This window comes from Streptomyces sp. NPDC045695, assembly GCF_056432025.1.
The window spans coordinates 22,422-39,554 of record NZ_JBWKJU010000018.1 but is presented as its reverse complement, the minus strand read 5'-3'; the positions used below and the strand labels follow the sequence as shown (position 1 = coordinate 39,554).

General features: G+C 73.2%; 17 protein-coding genes and 1 pseudogene. 9 read left to right on the top strand and 9 right to left on the bottom strand.

What is annotated here, in order from left to right; genetic code table 11:
* Positions 1-51: 51 nt before the first annotated feature.
* Positions 52-3,465 carry an AfsR/SARP family transcriptional regulator gene (locus AC07DU_RS26060; protein WP_479113925.1) on the bottom strand — a complete coding sequence of 1,138 codons (3,414 nt, stop codon included), beginning with the start codon at positions 3,463-3,465 and terminating at the stop codon, positions 52-54.
* A gap of 73 nt (positions 3,466-3,538) precedes the next feature.
* Here AC07DU_RS26060 and AC07DU_RS26055 point away from each other — a divergent pair, with 73 nt between their 5' ends.
* Positions 3,539-4,333, top strand: a complete 795-nt coding sequence (locus tag AC07DU_RS26055) for a site-2 protease family protein (RefSeq protein ID WP_360897898.1) — start codon at positions 3,539-3,541, stop codon at positions 4,331-4,333.
* Between the two features lie 23 nt (positions 4,334-4,356).
* Here the strand turns inward: AC07DU_RS26055 and AC07DU_RS26050 are convergent, their stop codons facing one another.
* Both AC07DU_RS26050 and npdG read right to left on the bottom strand, forming a co-directional pair.
* On the bottom strand, positions 4,357-4,539 hold the full coding sequence (locus AC07DU_RS26050; protein WP_360897896.1) for a hypothetical protein: 183 nt from the start codon (positions 4,537-4,539) through the stop codon (positions 4,357-4,359).
* A gap of 147 nt (positions 4,540-4,686) precedes the next feature.
* On the bottom strand, positions 4,687-5,391 hold the full coding sequence (npdG, locus tag AC07DU_RS26045; RefSeq protein ID WP_479034426.1) for an NADPH-dependent F420 reductase: 705 nt from the start codon (positions 5,389-5,391) through the stop codon (positions 4,687-4,689).
* Between the two features lie 153 nt (positions 5,392-5,544).
* On the opposite strand from npdG, the gene AC07DU_RS26040 reads away from it, so the two are divergent.
* The gene (locus AC07DU_RS26040) at positions 5,545-6,153 is read left to right on the top strand and encodes a hypothetical protein (protein ID WP_360897892.1); all 609 of its coding nucleotides are present in this window, start codon (positions 5,545-5,547) and stop codon (positions 6,151-6,153) included.
* 45 nt (positions 6,154-6,198) lie between these two features.
* Here AC07DU_RS26040 and AC07DU_RS26035 read toward each other — a convergent pair whose 3' ends face one another.
* Positions 6,199-6,435 carry a hypothetical protein gene (locus AC07DU_RS26035; protein WP_360897891.1) on the bottom strand — a complete coding sequence of 79 codons (237 nt, stop codon included), beginning with the start codon at positions 6,433-6,435 and terminating at the stop codon, positions 6,199-6,201.
* Positions 6,436-6,516: 81 nt separating this feature from the next.
* Between AC07DU_RS26035 and map the strand changes: the two genes are divergently transcribed.
* Together map and AC07DU_RS26025 are read left to right on the top strand one after the other, a co-directional pair.
* A complete protein-coding gene (gene map / locus AC07DU_RS26030) occupies positions 6,517-7,374 on the top strand; it encodes a type I methionyl aminopeptidase (protein WP_360897889.1) in 858 nt (285 codons plus the stop codon).
* Between the two features lie 116 nt (positions 7,375-7,490).
* Positions 7,491-8,138 (top strand): biliverdin-producing heme oxygenase, encoded by a 648-nt coding sequence (locus AC07DU_RS26025; protein WP_479113923.1) that lies wholly within the window; start codon positions 7,491-7,493, stop codon positions 8,136-8,138.
* Between the two features lie 38 nt (positions 8,139-8,176).
* On the opposite strand, the gene AC07DU_RS26020 is transcribed toward AC07DU_RS26025, so the two are convergent.
* Entirely contained in the window at positions 8,177-8,830 is a 654-nt protein-coding gene (locus tag AC07DU_RS26020; RefSeq protein WP_479034433.1) for a PhzF family phenazine biosynthesis protein, read from the bottom strand.
* 19 nt (positions 8,831-8,849) lie between these two features.
* On the bottom strand, positions 8,850-9,374 hold the full coding sequence (locus AC07DU_RS26015) for an HtaA domain-containing protein (RefSeq protein ID WP_479113921.1): 525 nt from the start codon (positions 9,372-9,374) through the stop codon (positions 8,850-8,852).
* On the opposite strand from AC07DU_RS26015, the pseudogene AC07DU_RS26010 reads away from it, so the two are divergent.
* From AC07DU_RS26010 to efeU, 4 genes and pseudogenes are all read left to right on the top strand, one after another.
* Positions 9,259-9,669: pseudogene (locus AC07DU_RS26010) on the top strand (ATP-binding cassette domain-containing protein); the annotation flags it as partial. The gene AC07DU_RS26015 and the pseudogene AC07DU_RS26010 overlap by 116 nt on opposite strands.
* A gap of 285 nt (positions 9,670-9,954) precedes the next feature.
* Complete coding sequence (gene efeO, locus AC07DU_RS26005; protein ID WP_360897881.1) at positions 9,955-11,109, top strand: iron uptake system protein EfeO; 1,155 nt, start codon at positions 9,955-9,957, stop codon at positions 11,107-11,109.
* Positions 11,110-11,135: 26 nt separating this feature from the next.
* Positions 11,136-12,458, top strand: a complete 1,323-nt coding sequence (gene efeB / locus AC07DU_RS26000; protein WP_479113919.1) for an iron uptake transporter deferrochelatase/peroxidase subunit — start codon at positions 11,136-11,138, stop codon at positions 12,456-12,458.
* Positions 12,459-12,483: 25 nt separating this feature from the next.
* Positions 12,484-13,332, top strand: coding sequence for an iron uptake transporter permease EfeU (gene efeU / locus AC07DU_RS25995; protein ID WP_479113917.1), 849 nt, complete (start codon positions 12,484-12,486; stop codon positions 13,330-13,332).
* Between the two features lie 13 nt (positions 13,333-13,345).
* Here efeU and AC07DU_RS25990 read toward each other — a convergent pair whose 3' ends face one another.
* The 3 genes from AC07DU_RS25990 to AC07DU_RS25980 form a co-directional block, all read right to left on the bottom strand.
* Complete coding sequence (locus AC07DU_RS25990; RefSeq protein ID WP_479113915.1) at positions 13,346-13,909, bottom strand: GNAT family N-acetyltransferase; 564 nt, start codon at positions 13,907-13,909, stop codon at positions 13,346-13,348.
* A gap of 100 nt (positions 13,910-14,009) precedes the next feature.
* Complete coding sequence (locus tag AC07DU_RS25985; protein WP_479113913.1) at positions 14,010-14,876, bottom strand: PhzF family phenazine biosynthesis protein; 867 nt, start codon at positions 14,874-14,876, stop codon at positions 14,010-14,012.
* Positions 14,877-14,921: 45 nt separating this feature from the next.
* A complete protein-coding gene (locus AC07DU_RS25980; RefSeq protein ID WP_479113911.1) occupies positions 14,922-15,683 on the bottom strand; it encodes an SDR family oxidoreductase in 762 nt (253 codons plus the stop codon).
* Positions 15,684-15,790: 107 nt separating this feature from the next.
* On the opposite strand from AC07DU_RS25980, the gene AC07DU_RS25975 reads away from it, so the two are divergent.
* Positions 15,791-17,107, top strand: coding sequence for a Bcr/CflA family multidrug efflux MFS transporter (locus tag AC07DU_RS25975; protein WP_479113909.1), 1,317 nt, complete (start codon positions 15,791-15,793; stop codon positions 17,105-17,107).
* Positions 17,108-17,133: the final 26 nt, after the last annotated feature.

Below are 17,133 nucleotides of genomic sequence, written 5' to 3'. Positions count from 1 at the left end.
GACCGATCCGTTCCGGATCGCGTCCCGGACGGACACCGGCCGGGGGCCGGGTCAGATGAGGGCGGTGGCCTCCTCCAGCGTGAGGCCGCCGCCTTCGGCGTACGCCTCCTCGTAGGCGCGGTCACCGAGCGCCGCCCGCGCCAGCTTCTCGGCGAGGGCGCGGTCCTCGCGTTCCGTGGTGACGGGGAAGTGCCCGGGCGGCAGCTGGGTCCCGTAGGCGCCGATCAGCCGGGCGGCGTCGTACGCCCGCTGCGGGCCGCCGAGCGAGCTCAGGGAGACGGCCGCGGTCATCAGGTAGACCGCCGGCATCTGCGGGGCCACCATCCGCGCCATCGGATCCTCGATGGACGTCATCGCCTGCCGCAGCCGCTCGCGGGCCTCCTCGTAGCGGCCCTCCTGGTTGTCCAGCCAGGCCATCGTCCCGAGGAGGAAGCCGTCGAAGACCGCGAACGCGCCGAAGGCGAACTCGTCGCGCAGCAGCTGCAGTTGCTTGCGCGCCGAGGGGATCCGGCCGGTGCGGCCGAGGATGCCCGCGAGGAACATCCGGGCGGCGGGCATGGCCTCGTTGCCGAACCGCTGCACCGTGGCGGTGACCTCGGTGAGGATCTGCTCGGCCTCCTCCATCCTGCCGGCCTCGGTGAGCGTCCCGGCCATCCGTACGCGCAGGACGGTCACCTGCGCCTTGGCGCCGAGGCGTTCGGCGTACGCGATCGCCTCGCGGTAGTCCCGGGCGGCCGGCCCGTACTCGCCGCGCTTCTCCCGGGACTCGGCGCGGGCGGAGAGCGCCTCGGCGCAGCCCCAGGCGTCGCCGAGCTCGCGGAAGAGGGCCAGGCTCTCGTCGGCGTCACGGGAGGCGTCGCCCGCCCAGTCGGCGCGGTTGGCCAGGATGTTGGCGCGCAGCTGGAGCGCGGAGGCCAGTTCCCAGCGGTAGCCGAGGGCGCGGGCGGATTCCACGGTCTCGTCGACGACCCGCTTGAGCAGCCCGGGGTCGCCCGCGATCATGACGGCGTAGATCCACAGGGAGCCGGGGGTCCGGCAGGTCTGGGGAAGGCCGGGCCGGTAGGTGGCCAGTACCCCGTCGATCTGGATCCGCACCTCGGGGCTGTCCCAGGTGGCGTTCGTCTGGTCCCGGGAGGCCAGCCGGACCAGGTGGACGGCGCGCCAGCCCTCGGCGAGCAGCTCGCCGCTGTAGGGCGGGGGCGAGTCGACGAGCCGCTCGTACACCGGCTCCGCCGGGGTCAGGGGTGCCAGGAAGGGGTTGGGGCCCAGGGTCGCGGCCGCGTCGGCCCAGTGCCGGGCCTCGGCGCGCTGGTCGTGCATGTGCCAGTACCAGCCCAGGGAGTGGATGAGGCAGAGCAGTTCGTCCCCGTCCCGGGTGGCGACGGCGCGGCGCAGGGCCGTACGCAGGTTCTCGTACTCGGTGGCGAGACGGTCGGCGGCGGCCCGCTGGCCGTGGCCGCGCAGCAGGGGCTCGGTGGTGCGGGCGAGTTCGCGGTAGTGGACGAGGTGGCGGCGTCCGGTGTCCTCGCGGTCGCCGCCGGCGGCGGCGAGGCGCTCGGCGGCGTACTCGCCGACGGTCTCCAGCAGGCGGTAGCGCATGCCGGAGCCGTCGGGGCCGGGGGTGGCGACGACGAGGGACTTGTCGACGAGGGAGCCGAGGACGTCGGCCACGTCGAGGGATCCCTGCGCGCAGACGGCCTCCGCGGCGGCCAGGTCGCAGCCGCCGGCGAAGACGGACAGGCGGCGCAGGACGGCCCGTTCGGACTCGTCCAGCAGGTCCCAGGACCAGTCGACGACGGCCCGCAGGGTCTGCTGGCGGGGCAGGAGGGTACGGGCTCCGCTGGTCAGCAGGCGGAACCGGTCGTCGAGACGGTCCGCGATCTGGCGCGGGGTCAGCAGCCGCAGCCGGGCCGCCGCCAGCTCGATCGCCAGCGGCAGACCGTCGAGTCGGCGGCAGATCTCGGCGGCGGCCTCCGGGTCCTCGTCCACGGTGAACCCGGCGCGGGCGGCGCCCCCGCGGTCACCGAGCAGCCGCAGCGCGATCGGGTCGGGCAGCGGCTCCACCGGGCGCAGCGACTCCCCCGGTACACCGAGGGGTTCGCGGCTGGTGGCCAGGATCTGCACGCCGGGGCAGTGGATGAGGAGTCGCTCGGCGAGCTCGGCGGCCGCGCCGATGACGTGTTCGCAGTTGTCGAGCAGCAGCAGGATCCGACGCCGGGCGCAGTGCTCGGCGAGGCGGTCCAGGGGATCGTCCCCGGCGCGGTCGGTGAGCGCCCGCAGCTCCTCGGCGGCGGCGCCGCGCAGTTTGGTCTCCCGGGCGCCGAGCGCGGCGAGCACCGCCTCGGCCACGTCCTCCGGGTCGTCCACGGGGGCCAGCTCGACGAGCCACACCCCGTCGGGCCAGTCGCCGCGCGCCTCGTGGGCCTCCGCGGCCTCCTGGGACAGCCGGGTCTTGCCGGCCCCGCCGGGGCCCAGCAGCGTGACGAGCCGCGCCCGCGCGAGGTCGTCCCCGATGACGCGGATGTCGTCCTCGCGTCCGACGAAGGTGGTGAGCCGCGCCCGCAGGTTTCCCTGGCCGGCGCCTGCGGCGCCGTTGCCGGGGGCGCGGCGGGAGGCATCGGCCACATGCAGTCCCGCCGGTGGTTGAGGCGCGGGGTCTGGGGCGGAGCCCCAGCTGCGCGCCGGCGCAGTCGTCTGGCCTGGGGCCTGGGACCAGGGGTGCAGGGCAGGGGTGCCGCCGGAGGCGGGGGCCTGCGGCGGGCTCAGGAGTTCGGCGTGCAGGGCGCGCAGGGCGGGGCCCGGGTCGGCGCCCAGGCGGTCGGCGAGCTCGCGGCGGACGGTGTCGTAGGCGGCCAGGGCCTGCGCCGGGCGTCCCGCGTCGCGCAGGGCCCGGATCCGCAGCGCCTGCAACGGCTCGTCCAGCGGCTGCTGCGCGCACAGCGCGGTCAGCTCCGGCAGGGACCGCTCCACCTCGCCCAGGGCCAGGGCCGCCGCGAGCCGGCCCCGGCGCGCGTCCGCCCGTACGGCCTCCCAGCGCGCGGCCTCCGCGGCCGGGTCGGGCAGGTCGGCGAGGGCCGGGCCGCGCCACAGGGCGAGGGCCTCCTCGTACAGGGCGGCCGCCTCGGTCGGCTGCGGCGCCGTGGCCGCGGCCCGGACCAGCCGCTCGAAGCGGTACAGGTCCACGTCCTCCCGCTCGGCGGCCAGCTGGTAGCCGCCCTCGGCGGAGCGCACGGCCGCGTGCCCCAGCGCCCGCCGCAGCCGGGCGACCAGCGCCTGCAGGGCGGCCACCGCGTCGGCCGGCGGGTCGCCGTCCCACACCTGGGCGACGAGCAGGTGCGCCGGGACCACGCGCCCCGGTCGCAGTGCGAGCGCGGTCAGGAGCGCCCGCAGGCGTGCTCCGCCGACGGCGACGGTGGTGCCGTCGTCCTGGATGGCCTGGGTGGTGCCGAGAATCGCGTAACGCACCGGCCCATTGTCACCGGACCCGGTCCCGGCCCCGAACCCATTTCCTGCGGGGCTCCGGGATAGGTTTCCGGGCATGGGTCACCAGGGCGGCCGCGGCGAGCGGCAGATCAGTTCGGTATTCCTCGGCATCGTCGCCGTCATGGCCGTCACCGGCTGGGCGGTGTGGACGCGGTACGCGACGAGTACCGGGCTCGCGGTGTTCCTGTTCGTGACGTCCGCGTGGATCGTCTCCCTGTGCCTGCACGAGTACGCGCACGCCCGCACCGCCCTGCACGGCGGTGACATCTCGGTCGGCGCCAAGGGCTACCTGACGCTGAATCCGCTCAAGTACACGCACGCGCTGCTCAGCATCGTCCTGCCGGTGCTCTTCGTGATCCTGGGCGGGCTGGGCCTGCCCGGCGGCGCCGTCTACATCGAGCGTGACCGGATCCGCGGCCGCTGGAAGCACAGCCTGGTCTCGGCGGCGGGCCCCCTGACCAATGTCGCGTTCGCCGTCGTCTGCACGGCCCCGTTCTGGCTGGACGCCCTCGACGGGGTGCCGATGGCGTTCCGCTACGCGCTCGCCTTCCTCGCGCTGCTCCAGGTCTCGGCGGCGATCTTGAACTTCCTGCCGGTTCCGGGCCTGGACGGCTACGGGGTCATCGAGCCGTGGCTGTCGTACAAGGTGCGCCGAGAGGTGGCGCCGCTGGCGCCGTTCGGCCTGATCGCCGTCTTCGCGCTGCTGTGGATCCCGGAGGTCAACGCGTTCTTCTTCGACGTGGTGCAGGGCGTGCTGTCGGGACTGGGCGTCTCGGACCTGGAGACGTACTGCGGCCGCGACCTCTACCGCTTCTGGCAGGAGGGCGAGGGCCTCTGCACGGCCCCGTAGGCCTGCCGAGGCACCAGCGCCGCCTAGGAAGCGCGCGCGGCCTTCTCGGCCTTCGCCTTGCGCAGGTAGTACCAGGCCATGTTGGACGTGAGGCCGGCCAGCAGCACCCAGATGATCCCGAGGAAGCTGCCGTCGACGAAGGCGACGACGGCCGCGGCCACCGCGAGGACGCACACGACGACGGCGAAGACTGCAAGGCGGGGCATGGGAAGGGCTCCTCGGGAACACGGAACGGGGTCGAGCCCGTCCAGTGTCCCCCATGCCCCGCAGTGCTGCCGTAAGGACGTCCCGGCCGGCCGGGTCGTCCGGGTCGTCCGGGGTCGTCCCGGGTCGTCCGGCGTGCGGGCGCCGGCTCAGACGTCCGTGACGCGCAGGCCCGCGTGGGCCTTGTAGCGGCGGTTGGTGGAGATCAGGTTGGCGACCAGGGACTCGACCTGGTGGGCGTTGCGCAGGCGGCCCGCGAAGACTCCGCGCATGCCGGGGATACGGGCGGCCAGGGCCTGGACGAGGTCCGTGTCGGCGCGGGATTCGCCCAGCACCATCACGTCGGTGTCGATCTCCTCGATCGACTCGTCCTGGAGGAGGACCGCCGAGAGGTGGTGGAAGGCGGCCGTAACGCGGGAGTCCGGGAGCAGGGCCGCGGCCTGCTGGGCGGCGCTGCCCTCTTCGACCTGGAGGGCGTAGGCGCCCTGCTTGTCGAAGCCGAGCGGGTTGACGCAGTCCACGACGAGCTTGCCCGCGAGGTCCTCGCGCAGCGCTTCGAGGGTCTTGGCGTGGCCCTCCCACGGCACGGCGACGATGACGATGTCGCTGCGGCGCGCGCACGCGGCGTTGTCCGCACCCTCCACGCCCAGGCCCAGCTCGTCGGCCGCGGCCTGTGCGCGGTCGGCGGCGCGGGAGCCGATGATCACCTTCTGGCCGGCCCGGGCGAGCCGGTAGGCCAGGCCCCGGCCCTGGTCGCCGGTACCGCCGAGGACGCCGACGACGAGCCCGGACACGTCGGGCAGGTCCCACGGGTCCTTCGCCGGCGGCTTCTGCGTGTTGTCTGAGGAAGTCATGGGGGCGAGGGTACTGCCGGGTAGCCCACAGTCGAAGGGACGGGCGCGGGGAGGGGGCGCGGGAGAGGGCGCGCGAGGGGAGGACGGGAACGCGGCGCGGCGGACCGGAGGGAACCGCTCCCCCGCGTCCCTCCGATGGTGCAGGATTCCGGCATGGACGCCGTGAGGGTCGCGCTGCTGCGCGAGGTGCTCGCCGGTACGCAGTGGCCGGGCGCCGCCCGCCGCTTCGCCGGATCGCTGCGGCGCTCCGTCGTGCCGGCCGGCGGCAACCTGCTGCTGGTGGGAACCGAGCGCTACGAGCCCTGGCACCTGGCGGCGCACCTGGTGGACGAGGCCGCCTGGTCGGGCCTGCCGGAGCTGGCGCCCACGCTCGTACGCCACCACGTGCGGCCCGGGGAGCCGCCGCACCTGTCGGTGGGCCTGGGCAGGCTGGAGGCGGCCCGGCGCGGGCACACGCTGCTGGTGGTGGCGCCCGGGGAGCCCGGCGAGGGGCTGCTGGAGCGGGTCCACGACGCCCGGCGGGCGGGGGCGACCGTGCTGTCCCTGGACGGCGGCGACCCCGATCTGGGCACGCTCGCGCACGAGGCGCTGTCGGTGCCGGACGGCGCCGCCGAGCTGGACCTCGACACCGTCCAGCACCTGGTCAGCGCGGCGGCCGGGGAGAACACCAGCCTGCCGGTGCAGCGCGGGCCGCGCCGGCTGCGGGACCGGCTGGCGCGGCTGGTCGACCAGCTGACCGCGCCGCCGCCCACCCGCTGGTAGCCCCGCTGGTGCCCCGTTGCCGGGGCCGGCCGTGCAGCGCCCCCGTCAGGGCGCCGAGCCCTCGTCCTCCTCGCGGGACGCGTCGTTCCACTTGGGGTCGTTCTGCCACTCCAGGTTGCGCTCCTGCGCCGTCGCCATGGCGCGGGAGGCCTCCTCGCGGCTCTCGTAGGGACCGAACCGGTCCTTGGCCGGGCACTCGGGGCCTTCCTCGACCTTCTGGTGGACCAGGCAGTAGTACCACTCGCCCGGTTTGCCCACCTGGCGCTTCTTGAACAGGGCCATCGCTGTCGGGCTCCTCTCGATACCGCTGCAACCGCTCTCTGCCGCCATGCTGCCCCATCACCGCTGGATACACTCGCTTGCATGTCTGGCCAGTCGCTGCTCGTACCAGGCGAGCTTTCCCCCGTCCGTTCCGTTCCCGGAAACATCCGCCGGCCCGAGTACGTGGGCAAGCCCGCGCCCACGCCGTACACCGGACCGGAGGTGCAGTCGGCCGAGACCATCGAAGCCATGCGCATCGCCGGCCGGATCGCCGCCCAGGCGATGGAAGAGGCCGCCAAACTGATCGCGCCGGGGGTGACCACCGACGAGCTCGACCGGGTCGCCCACGCGTACATGTGCGATCACGGCGCCTACCCCTCGACGCTCGGCTACCGCGGCTTCCCGAAGTCGCTGTGCGCCTCCGTGAACGAGGTCATCTGCCACGGCATCCCCGATTCCACCGTCCTGCGCGACGGCGACATCGTGAACCTCGACGTGACCGCGTACATCGGCGGGGTGCACGGCGACAACAACGCCACGTACCTGTGCGGTGAGGTGGACGAGGAGTCGCGGCTGCTGGTGGAGCGCACCCGCGAGGCGCTGAACCGGGCCATCAAGGCGGTGAAGCCGGGCCGCCAGATCAACGTCATCGGCCGGGTCATCGAGTCGTACGCGAAGCGCTTCGGCTACGGCGTGGTCCGTGACTTCACCGGCCACGGCATCAACTCCTCCTTCCACTCCGGCCTGATCATCCCGCACTACGACAGCCCGCACGCCACGACCGTCATCGAACCGGGGATGACCTTCACCATCGAGCCGATGCTGACCCTGGGGACCCACGAGTACGACATGTGGGAGGACGGCTGGACGGTCGTCACGAAGGACCGCAAGCGCACGGCCCAGTTCGAGCACACGCTGGTCGTCACGGACTCCGGGGCGGAGATCCTGACCCTTCCGTAGCCTGCGTCCCTTTACCGACAAGACGTCGGCAACACATTGACTTAGGCATACCAAGTAGGAGTATCGGGCGTGGCGGCACAGCCGCCGCGCCCGTTTCCTCTGTCTGGAGGTCCGCCTTGGACGCCTTCTCTACGGTCATCCGCGTCGCCTCACACGAACAGCACACCGAAGCGGAGACGTCGAGCTTCATGAGCGACCTGCTGGGCGGCCGGCTCGGCGTGGACGCGTACACGCGCTACACCGAGCAACTGTGGTTCGTGTACCGGGCCCTGGAGGACGCAGCCGAGTCCCTCAAGGACGACCCGGTGGCCGGCCCGTTCATCCGGCCCGAGCTGATGCGCGTCGCGGAGCTCGAACGCGACCTCGCGCACCTGCTGGGCCCGGACTGGCGCGAGGGCGTCAGGGCGCTGCCGGCGACCGAGGCGTACGCCTCCCGGGTGGCGCGGTGCGCGGCCGAGTGGCCGGGCGGGTACGTCGCCCACCACTACACCCGGTACCTGGGCGACCTCTCCGGCGGCCAGATCATCCGCGACAAGGCCGAGCGCACCTGGGGCTTCGCGCGCAAGGGCGACGGCGTGCGCTTCTACGTCTTCGCGGACATCGCCAACCCGGCGGCCTTCAAGCGGTCTTACCGCGAGCTGCTGGACGCGATCGCCGCGGACGACCTGGAGAAGCAGCGCATCGTCGACGAGTGCAAGCGCGCCTTCGACTTCAACGGGGCGGTCTTCCGCGAGCTGGGCGAACGGTTCCCGCTGAGCGCGTAGCCCGCATCCGGCCTCGCGCACCTCAAACGCCGGCGAGGTTAGATCTGGGCGAAGCGGACGCGGCCGCCGATCTCGACCGTCCCGTCGGGTCCGGGGGCGGTCAGGAGCTGGGAGCCCGCGCCCTGGGTGATGTTCAGGGCGCGGTTCAGCTGCGCCGTCAGCAGGATCGCCGCCGATCCGGTGGCCTCGTCCTCGGTGATGACCCCGTCGGGGCGGCGCGGGAACCCGCGGGCCCGCACGCGGCCCGCCGCCTCGTCCTCCCAGGCCCAGGCGTACAGCCAGCCCTCGCCCGGTGGCGGGGCCGGCAGCGCATCGACCTCGGCGACGGACCCGTACTGCTCGGTGCGCTTGCCCTCGACCCACTCGGGGCGGGCCGTGATCCAGGTGAACTCCCCGTCGTCGCGGGCCCATACGGATCCGGCCGGCGGCTGGAGCTCCTCGATGTCCAGCAGCCACGCGACCCCGACCAGCGGATGTCCGGCGAAGGACATCCGCGTGCCGGGGGTGCGGATGTCGACGACCCCGCGCTCGGGGTCGTCGACGAACACCGTCTCGCTGTATCGGAGTTCGGCGGCCAGCGCCTGCCGCCCGGCGTCGTCGGGGCAGGTACGGCCGTCGCGTACGACACCGAGCAGGTTGCCGTGGCGGCCGTCGCCCGCGCAGAAGACCTTCAGCACGTCGAGATCGTTCACGCGGGAATTGAAGCACGGCTCAGACCAGGTCGGCGCGCCGCCTGCGGGCGAGGAACACCGCGCCGGCGCCGGCCGCGACCACCGCGCCGGAGGTGGCGAGCAGGGCTCCGGCGGGGACCTCCGAGCCGGTGGTGGCGAGGTTCCCTCCGACGGAGCCGCCGCCCACGCCGGCGCCCGTACCGCCGGTCGTGGTCACCGTCGTGGCGGTGGGAGCGGGGGTCGCACCGGTGGCCGGGAGGACCGCGTCCTTGTCCACCGCCACGGAGAGGCCGAGCGGGTCGATCGCGTCACCCGCCTTGTACGGGGAGCCGGTGGTGGCGTTGGCGAAGCTCGCCGCGCCCTCGGCGGTGAACACCGCCGGTACCGCCTGGAGCGTCAGCACGCCCCCCTTGGTCTTGTAGTCGGTCTTCGACAGGTCGAGCGTGGCGAAGGGGACGGCCGCCTTGCTGCCGGAGGCGTTCGTGACGTCCACGTACAGGGTCCGCGCGCCCTGGGCCGGCACCGCCTGCGCCGGCCGCGACGACGAGGCGGTGGCCGCCGCCATGGCCGCCACCGAGGTCACGGCCTTCGCCGCGCGCCCCTTCTCCGCCCTCTCCGGCGGCGAGCGCGCCCGGGTCGCGCTGGCCCGCGTACTGGCCCAGCGGGCCCCGCTGCTGCTGCTCGACGAGCCCACCGCCGCCCTGGACCTGCGCCACCAGGAGCTCGTGCTGCGCATCTGCCGGGAGCGGGCCGCGGCCGGGGACGCGGTGGTCGTCGTCCTGCACGACCTCGGGCTGGCCGCCGCCTACGCGGACCGGGCCGCCGTCCTGCACGAGGGGCGGATCGCCGCGGACGGTCCGGCCCGGCGAGGTGTTCGGTGCGCGGTAGTCCCCGTCCGCGGAAACGAATAATTCCGCGGATCGGCCTTCCGCAGTACGGAACGGTCACCAGGGCTTGACCCTCTCTTGACTCGACCATGGGGTTGGCGTGAAACGACCGTGACTGGCTCGTATCCGACCACAAGAGGTGAGAGCTGAATCACTGTACGAGTGGGTATGACTGAGGTAAGGCTCGGTTAAGTTAGGTCCGCCTCACCGGCCTGTTCCCCCTTGGGACGGCCCCTCGTCCGACGCCCAGGAGCCCCCATGCGCCCCGCCCGCCTCACCGTCATCGCCGCCGCCTCCGTGGCAGCCGCCCTGACCGCCGTCACCGGCTGCTCCGAGAAGAGCGACGCGGGCGGCGACGGCGCGATCAAGGTGGCCGCCTCCGACAACGCCTGCGAGGTCTCCGCGACCGAGTTCCCGGCGGGCAAGGTCCAGATCGACGTCGAGAACAAGGGCTCCAAGGTCACCGAGGTCTACGTCCTCTTCCCGGACGCCCGCATCGTGACCGAGCGCGAGAACATCGGCCCCGGCACCAAGGCCTCCATCACCGCCGAGATCAAGGCGGGCGAGTACGAGATCGTCTGCAAGCCCGGCATGAAGGGCGACGGCATCGCGCAGAAGGTCAAGGCCACCGGCAAGGGCGCCGCCGAGGAGAAGCGCAGCCCCGAGGCGGACGCCGCGGTCGCCGCCTACCGCCAGTACGTGGTCACGCAGGCCCAGGAGACCCTCCCCAAGGCCCAGGCCTTCGCGGACGCGGTCAAGGCCGGCGACCTCGAAGCCGCGAAGAAGGCGTACGCGCCGTCCCGCATCGGCTGGGAGCGCACCGAGCCGGTCGCCGAGTCCTTCGGTGACATCGACCCGAAGGTCGACGTGCGCGAGGACGGCCTGGAGGCCGGTCAGGACCCGGCGAAGGACTGGACGGGCTGGCACCGCCTGGAGAAGTCCCTGTGGGTCGACAAGAAGATCGACGACAACGACAAGAAGCTCGCCGACACCCTGATCGCGGACCTGACCGACTGGGAGAAGAAGGTCGGCACGGCCGAGATCACCCCCTCCTCGATCGCCAACGGCGCCAAGGAGCTCCTGGACGAGGTCGCCACCGGCAAGGTCACGGGCGAGGAAGAGCGCTACTCCCACACCGACCTGGTCGACTTCAAGGCCAACGTCGAGGGCGCGGAGAAGGCGTACGAGGTCCTGAAGGCCATCGCCTCGAAGAACGACCCGGAGCTCGTCAAGCAGCTGGACACCCAGTTCGCGGCGATGAACACGCTGCTGGACAAGTACCGCGCGGACAAGACCTCCTACGAGTTCACCTCGTACAACCAGGTCGGCGACCCGGAGCGCAAGGAGCTCTCGGACGGCGTCAGCGCCCTCGGTGAGCCGCTCTCCAAGCTCGCCGCCGCGGTCGCGAAGTAACGGGGACGAGGAGGCGGGAGAGCGCGATGACCGAGCCCACGCCGGAGACGGCGGCGCAGCAGACGCAGGCCCAGACGCAAACGCAGGCCGAACACCTCGGCGGCAGCGAGCCGGCGACGGCCGGCGCGCCCTCGCGCCGCACCGTCCTGGGCTGGGGCGGTGCCGGGCTCGCGCTCGGCGCGGCCGCGGCCGGCGGCGCGGCGGCTGCCCTGGGCGGCGGGCCGGACATGGTCTCGGCCGCTGCCGCCGGGGCGGCCGTGCCGTTCCACGGTGAGCACCAGGCCGGTATCGCTACGGCCGTGCAGGACCGTCTGCACTTCGCGGCCTTCGACGTGAAGACGAAGAGCCGCGAGGAGCTGATCAAGCTCCTCAAGGAGTGGACCGAGGCCGCCCGCCTGATGACGGTCGGCCGGCCGGTCGGCGAGGGCGGCTTCGGCGGGCTCCCGGAGGCCCCGCCGGACGACACCGGCGAGGCCCTGGGCCTGAAGGCCTCCCGCCTCACCCTCACCATCGGCTTCGGTCCGGGCCTGTTCGCCAAGGACCGGTTCGGGCTGGAGGGCAAGCGCCCCGAGGCGCTGGTGGACCTGGAGCTGTTCCCCGGTGACAACCTGGACCCGGCCCGCTCCGGCGGCGACATCTGCGTCCAGGCCTGCGCCGACGACCCGCAGGTCGCCGTGCACGCCATCCGCCAGCTGGCCCGCATCGGCTTCGGCAAGACCGCGGTGCGCTGGTCGCAGCTGGGCTTCGGCAAGACCTCGTCGACCACGCCCGACGAGCAGACCCCGCGCAACATGATGGGCTTCAAGGACGGCACCCGGAACATCTCCGGCACCGACAAGGCCGCCCTGGACAAGCACGTGTGGGTCGGCCCCGGCGACGGCAGCGACTGGATGACCGGCGGCTCGTACCTGGTGGCCCGGCGGATCCGGATGAACATCGAGATCTGGGACCGCACCCCGCTGCGCGAGCAGGAGGACATCTTCGGCCGCGACAAGGGCGAGGGTGCCCCGGTCGGCAAGTCGAAGGAGCGCGACGAGCCGTTCCTGAAGGCGATGAAGCCCGAGGCGCACGTCCGCCTCGCGCACCCGGACTCGAACAACGGCGCGACGATCCTGCGCCGCGGCTACTCCTTCACCGACGGTACCGACGGCCTGGGCCGCCTCGACGCGGGCCTGTTCTTCCTCGCCTACCAGCGCGACGTCCGCAAGGGTTTCGTCCCGATCCAGCGCCAGCTGGCCAAGGCCGACGTCCTCAACGAATACATCCAGCACGTGGGTTCGGCGATATTCGCCGTCCCGCCGGGCGTCCGCGACAAGGACGACTGGTGGGGCCGGACGCTGTTCGCGTAAGTCAGCCCGAGAGAAGGAAACCGCCGTGTTCGGCAATTATCTGATCGGCCTGCGCGAGGGGCTGGAGGCCAGCCTGGTCGTCTGCATCCTGGTCGCGTACCTGGTGAAGACGGAACGCCGGGACGCCCTGCGTCCCGTGTGGCTCGGCATCGCGATCGCCTGCGGGCTCTCGCTCGCCTTCGGCGCGATGCTGGAGTTCGGCACGCAGGAGCTGACCTTCGAGACGCAGGAGCTGCTCGGCGGCAGCCTGTCGATCATCTCGGTGGGTCTGGTGACGTGGATGGTCTTCTGGATGAAGCGCACCGCGCGGCATCTGAAGGCCGAGCTGCACGGCAAGCTCGACACGGCGCTCGCGATGGGCACCGGCGCGCTGGTCGCCACCGCGTTCCTGGCCGTCGGCCGCGAGGGGCTGGAGACCGCGCTGTTCGTGTGGGCGTCGGTGCGTGCCAGCGGCGAGGGCTCCTCGGCGCCGCTGATCGGGGTCCTGCTGGGCATCGCGACGGCGATCGTGCTGGGGTACCTCTTCTACCGGGGCGCCCTGAAGATCAATCTGGCGAAGTTCTTCACGTGGACCGGCGGCATGCTGGTGATCGTGGCCGCGGGCGTGCTCGCGTACGGCGTCCACGACCTCCAGGAGGCCCGTTTCCTGGGCGGTCTGAACGACCGGGCCTTCGACGTCAGCGCGGCCGTCCCGCCGGACAGCTGGTACGGGACCCTGCTCAAGGGGGTCTTCAACTTCCAGCCGGATCCCACCGTCCTCCAGCTGACGGTGTGGGCGCTGTACCTGGTCCCCGTGCTGACGCTGTTCCTCCTCGACCGCGGCCGCCCGCCGGCCGCGAAGCCGCAGCCGGCGCAGGCCACCCAGGCCGGCTGAACGGCGCGTCCGGTCACCACAGCCGGTCGACGCTCCCCGGGTACAGCGGGACGCGGGCGCCCGTGAAGGCCGCCCGGTCCCGGTCGGGAGTGTCCGAGAAGAAGGCCGCCATGACCGTCTTGTCGAAGCCCGGGGCGTCCGTGGCGAGGGGCTCCTGCGGCGTCCCGCCCACCAGGACGGTGGCGGGCAGCAGTTCAAACCCGGCCGCCTCGTAGAACGGGACCAGCGGCCGGTCGCAGCTGAACAGCGCCAGGTCCAGGCCCGGTTCCGCGGCGAGCGCCGCGCGGGCCGCGGCGACCAGCCGGCCGCCGCTCCCCCGGCCGCGCAGCGCGGCCCGCGTCACGACCGCGCTCAGCCCGGCCGCCCGGTACGTCCGCCCCGCGAGCGGGATCTCCTTGAACAACAGCGCCAGGGAGGCGGCCACGGCGCCGTCGGCGTCGACCAGCAGCATCGCGCGCGGCGCCAGCGCCGGGTCGTGCCCCGGCGACGCCCCCGGCCAGGCCTCGGCCTCCAGGGCCGCGACCTGCCGGGCCAGCTCGGCGGGCACGTCCGCCTCAGCTGACCCGAGCACCCTCATGCCGGCCAATTCAGCCCCGCCGGCGTTTGAGGCGCGGGGTCCGGGGCGGAGCCCCGGCAGCGGCGCCGCACGGGCCTTCCTCGACGACGGGTGTACGCGCTCACGCGATCCGCACGCCCCCGCCGCCGACCCGCACGCGCGAGTCGCCCGCGCGCAGCTCCACCGTGAGCACCCCCGGCCGCCCCATGTCCTCGCCCTGGTGCAGGGTGAGCACGGCGTCCTGCGGGACCAGACCCAGCTCGCGGGCGTACGCGCCGAAGGCGGCCGCGGCGGCTCCCGTGGCCGGGTCCTCGACGACGCCGCCGACCGGGAACGGGTCCCGTACGTGGAACTCCGCCGGGCCCGCCCGGTGCACCAGCTGCACGGTGGTGAGGTCGAGGCGCCGCATCAGGGCCTCCAGCCGGGCGAAGTCGTACGCGAGGTCGGCGAGCCGGGTCCGGGTGGCGGCGCCGAGCACCAGGTGGCGGGCTCCGGCGAAGGCGATCCGGGGCGGGAAGGCCGGGTCCAGGTCGGCCTGCGGCCAGTCCAGCGCGGCCAGCGCCTCGGTGAGGTCGGCGGCGGCGATCTCCTCGGTGTGCGGTTCGACGCTGGTCAGCGTGGCGCGCAGCCGTCCGTCCGCCTCCGCGACGACGTCGACCGGGACGGGCCCCGCCGGGGTGGCGAAGAGCAGCTCACCGGGACCGGTCCGCTCCGCCAGCGCCACGGCCGTGGCGACGGTGGCGTGCCCGCAGAAGGAGACCTCCGCCTTGGGGCTGAAGTAGCGCACGGTGAAGGACCGGCCCTCGGGGCCGCCCAGTCCCTCCGGGGGCGCGGTAAGGAAGGCGGTCTCGCTGTAGCCCAGCCCGGCGGCGATCTCCAGCATCGCGGCGTCGTCCAGCCCGGCCGCGTCGAGCACGACCCCGGCGGGGTTGCCGCCTGCCGGGTCGTGGGAGAAGGCGGTGTAGCGCAGTACCTCGGTATCGGTCATCCGTTCATGATCTGCCGCGTTCGCACGGGCGCGCAACGAGGTTGCTCAGCCGCGCCCGATGTACGGCATCGCGGTGGCCATCACCGTCGCGAACTGGACGTTCGCCTCCAGCGGGAGATCGGCCATGTGCAGGACCGTACGGGCCACGTCGGCGGCGTCCATCACCGGTTCCACCGCCAGCTGCCCGTTGGCCTGGAGGATGCCGGTCTGCATCCGCTCGGTCATCTCGGTCGCCGCGTTGCCGATGTCGATCTGGCCGCAGGCGATCCGGTACGGCCGCCCGTCCAGCGACAGCGACTTCGTCAGGCCGGTCATCGCGTGCTTGGTCGCGGTGTAGGCGATGGAGTGGGGGCGGGGCACGTGCGCCGAGATGGAGCCGTTGTTGATGATCCGCCCGCCCTGCGGGGTCTGCTGCTTCATCTGCCGGAAGGCGGCCTGCGCGCACAGGAAGGCGCCGGTGAGGTTGACGTCCACGACGGAGCGCCACGCCTCGTAGGTGAGGTCCTCCAGGGGGACCCCGCCGGGCCCGAAGGTGCCCGCGTTGTTGAAGAGCACGTCCAGGCGCCCGTAGTGCGCGCGTACCGACTCGAACAGCCGAGTCACGTCGTCCGGGTCGCTCACGTCGGCGCGTACGCACAGCACGTCGGCGCCGGCCCCGGCCGCCTTCGCGGTCTCCTCCAGCGGTTCGGTGCGGCGGCCGGCCACGGCCACGGCCCAGCCCGCGGCGGCCAGGGCCAGCGCCACGGAGCGGCCGATCCCAGAGCCGGCGCCGGTGACCACGGCGATCTTCTTCGTAGGTTCGTCCATGGGGCCGCAGGGTACGTCACACGGCGGCCCGGTCCCCGGACGTTCCGATTGCTGAGAGCATGGGTCGGTCAGGGTGCGTGCAGCAGCTGAGAGGACGGGAGTCCCGCATGTCGGAAAGAGGCCCCGCGACGGCCGCCTCGCAGGACTCGTCGCCCGCATCGCCCTCGTCTCCCTCCTCGCCCGCATCGCCCTCCGCCAGCGCGCCCCTGGCGGCCGCCCGGCGCACCAGCCTGCTGGTGACCTTCGTGCTCGGCGGGCTGACGGCCCTGCCCCCGCTGTCCATGGACATGTACCTGCCGGCCTTGCCGCAGGTCACCGACGCCCTGCACAGCCCCGCCGCGACCGTCCAGCTCACCCTCACCGCCTGCCTCGCCGGCATGGCCCTGGGCCAGCTCGTCATCGGCCCGATGAGCGACAAGTGGGGCCGGCGCCGTCCGCTGCTCGCCGGCATGGTCGTCTACGTCCTGGCCACCGCGATCTGCGCCCTCGCCCCGAGCGCGGAGATGCTGATCGGCTTCCGCCTGCTCCAGGGCCTGGCCGGAGCGGCCGCGATCGTCATCGCGCGGGCCGTCGTGCGCGACCTGTACGACGGCGTCGAGATGGCCCGCTTCTTCTCCACCCTGATGCTCATATCCGGGACCGCCCCGATCATCGCGCCGCTCATCGGCGGCCAGGTCCTGCGCGTCTCCGACTGGCGCGGGGTGTTCGTCGTCCTGACCGGCGTCGGTACCGTGCTCACGCTGGTCGTGTGGCGCAAGCTCGGCGAGACCCTGCCGCCCGAGCGGCGGCACACCGGCGGCGTCGGATCCGCCCTGCACACCATGCGCGGCCTGCTCGCCGACCGCGTCTTCACCGGCTACACCCTCACCGGCGGCTTCGCCTTCGCCGTGCTCTTCTCCTACATCTCGGCCTCGCCCTTCGTGATCCAGGAGATCTACGGGGCCTCGCCCCAGGCCTTCTCCCTGCTCTTCGGCCTCAACTCCGTCGGCCTGATCGCCGTCGGCCAGATCAACGGCAAGCTGCTGGTCGGCCGGGTCAGCCTGGACAAGGTCCTGGCCGTCGGGCTCGGGATCGTCACGGCCGCCGCGGTGGCGCTGCTGCTGATGTCCACCGGGGTGTTCGGGGAGGTCGGGCTGCCCCCGGTCGCAGCCGCGCTGTTCGTGCTGATGTCGGCGATGGGCGTGCTGCTGCCCAACACCAACGCCCAGGCGCTGATGCGCACCCCGCACGCGGCCGGCTCCGCCTCCGCCCTGATCGGCACCTCCTCGTTCCTGGTCGGCGCGATCGCCTCCCCGCTGGTGGGCGTCGCGGGCGAGGACACGGCGGTGCCGATGGCGGTGGTCCAGCTGGTGTGCGCCCTCCTGTCGGTGACCTTCTTCCTGACTCTGTGCCGCCCCTGGAAATCCGGCCCCGCCGGCGTTTGAGGTGCGGGGTCCGGGGCGGAGCCCCG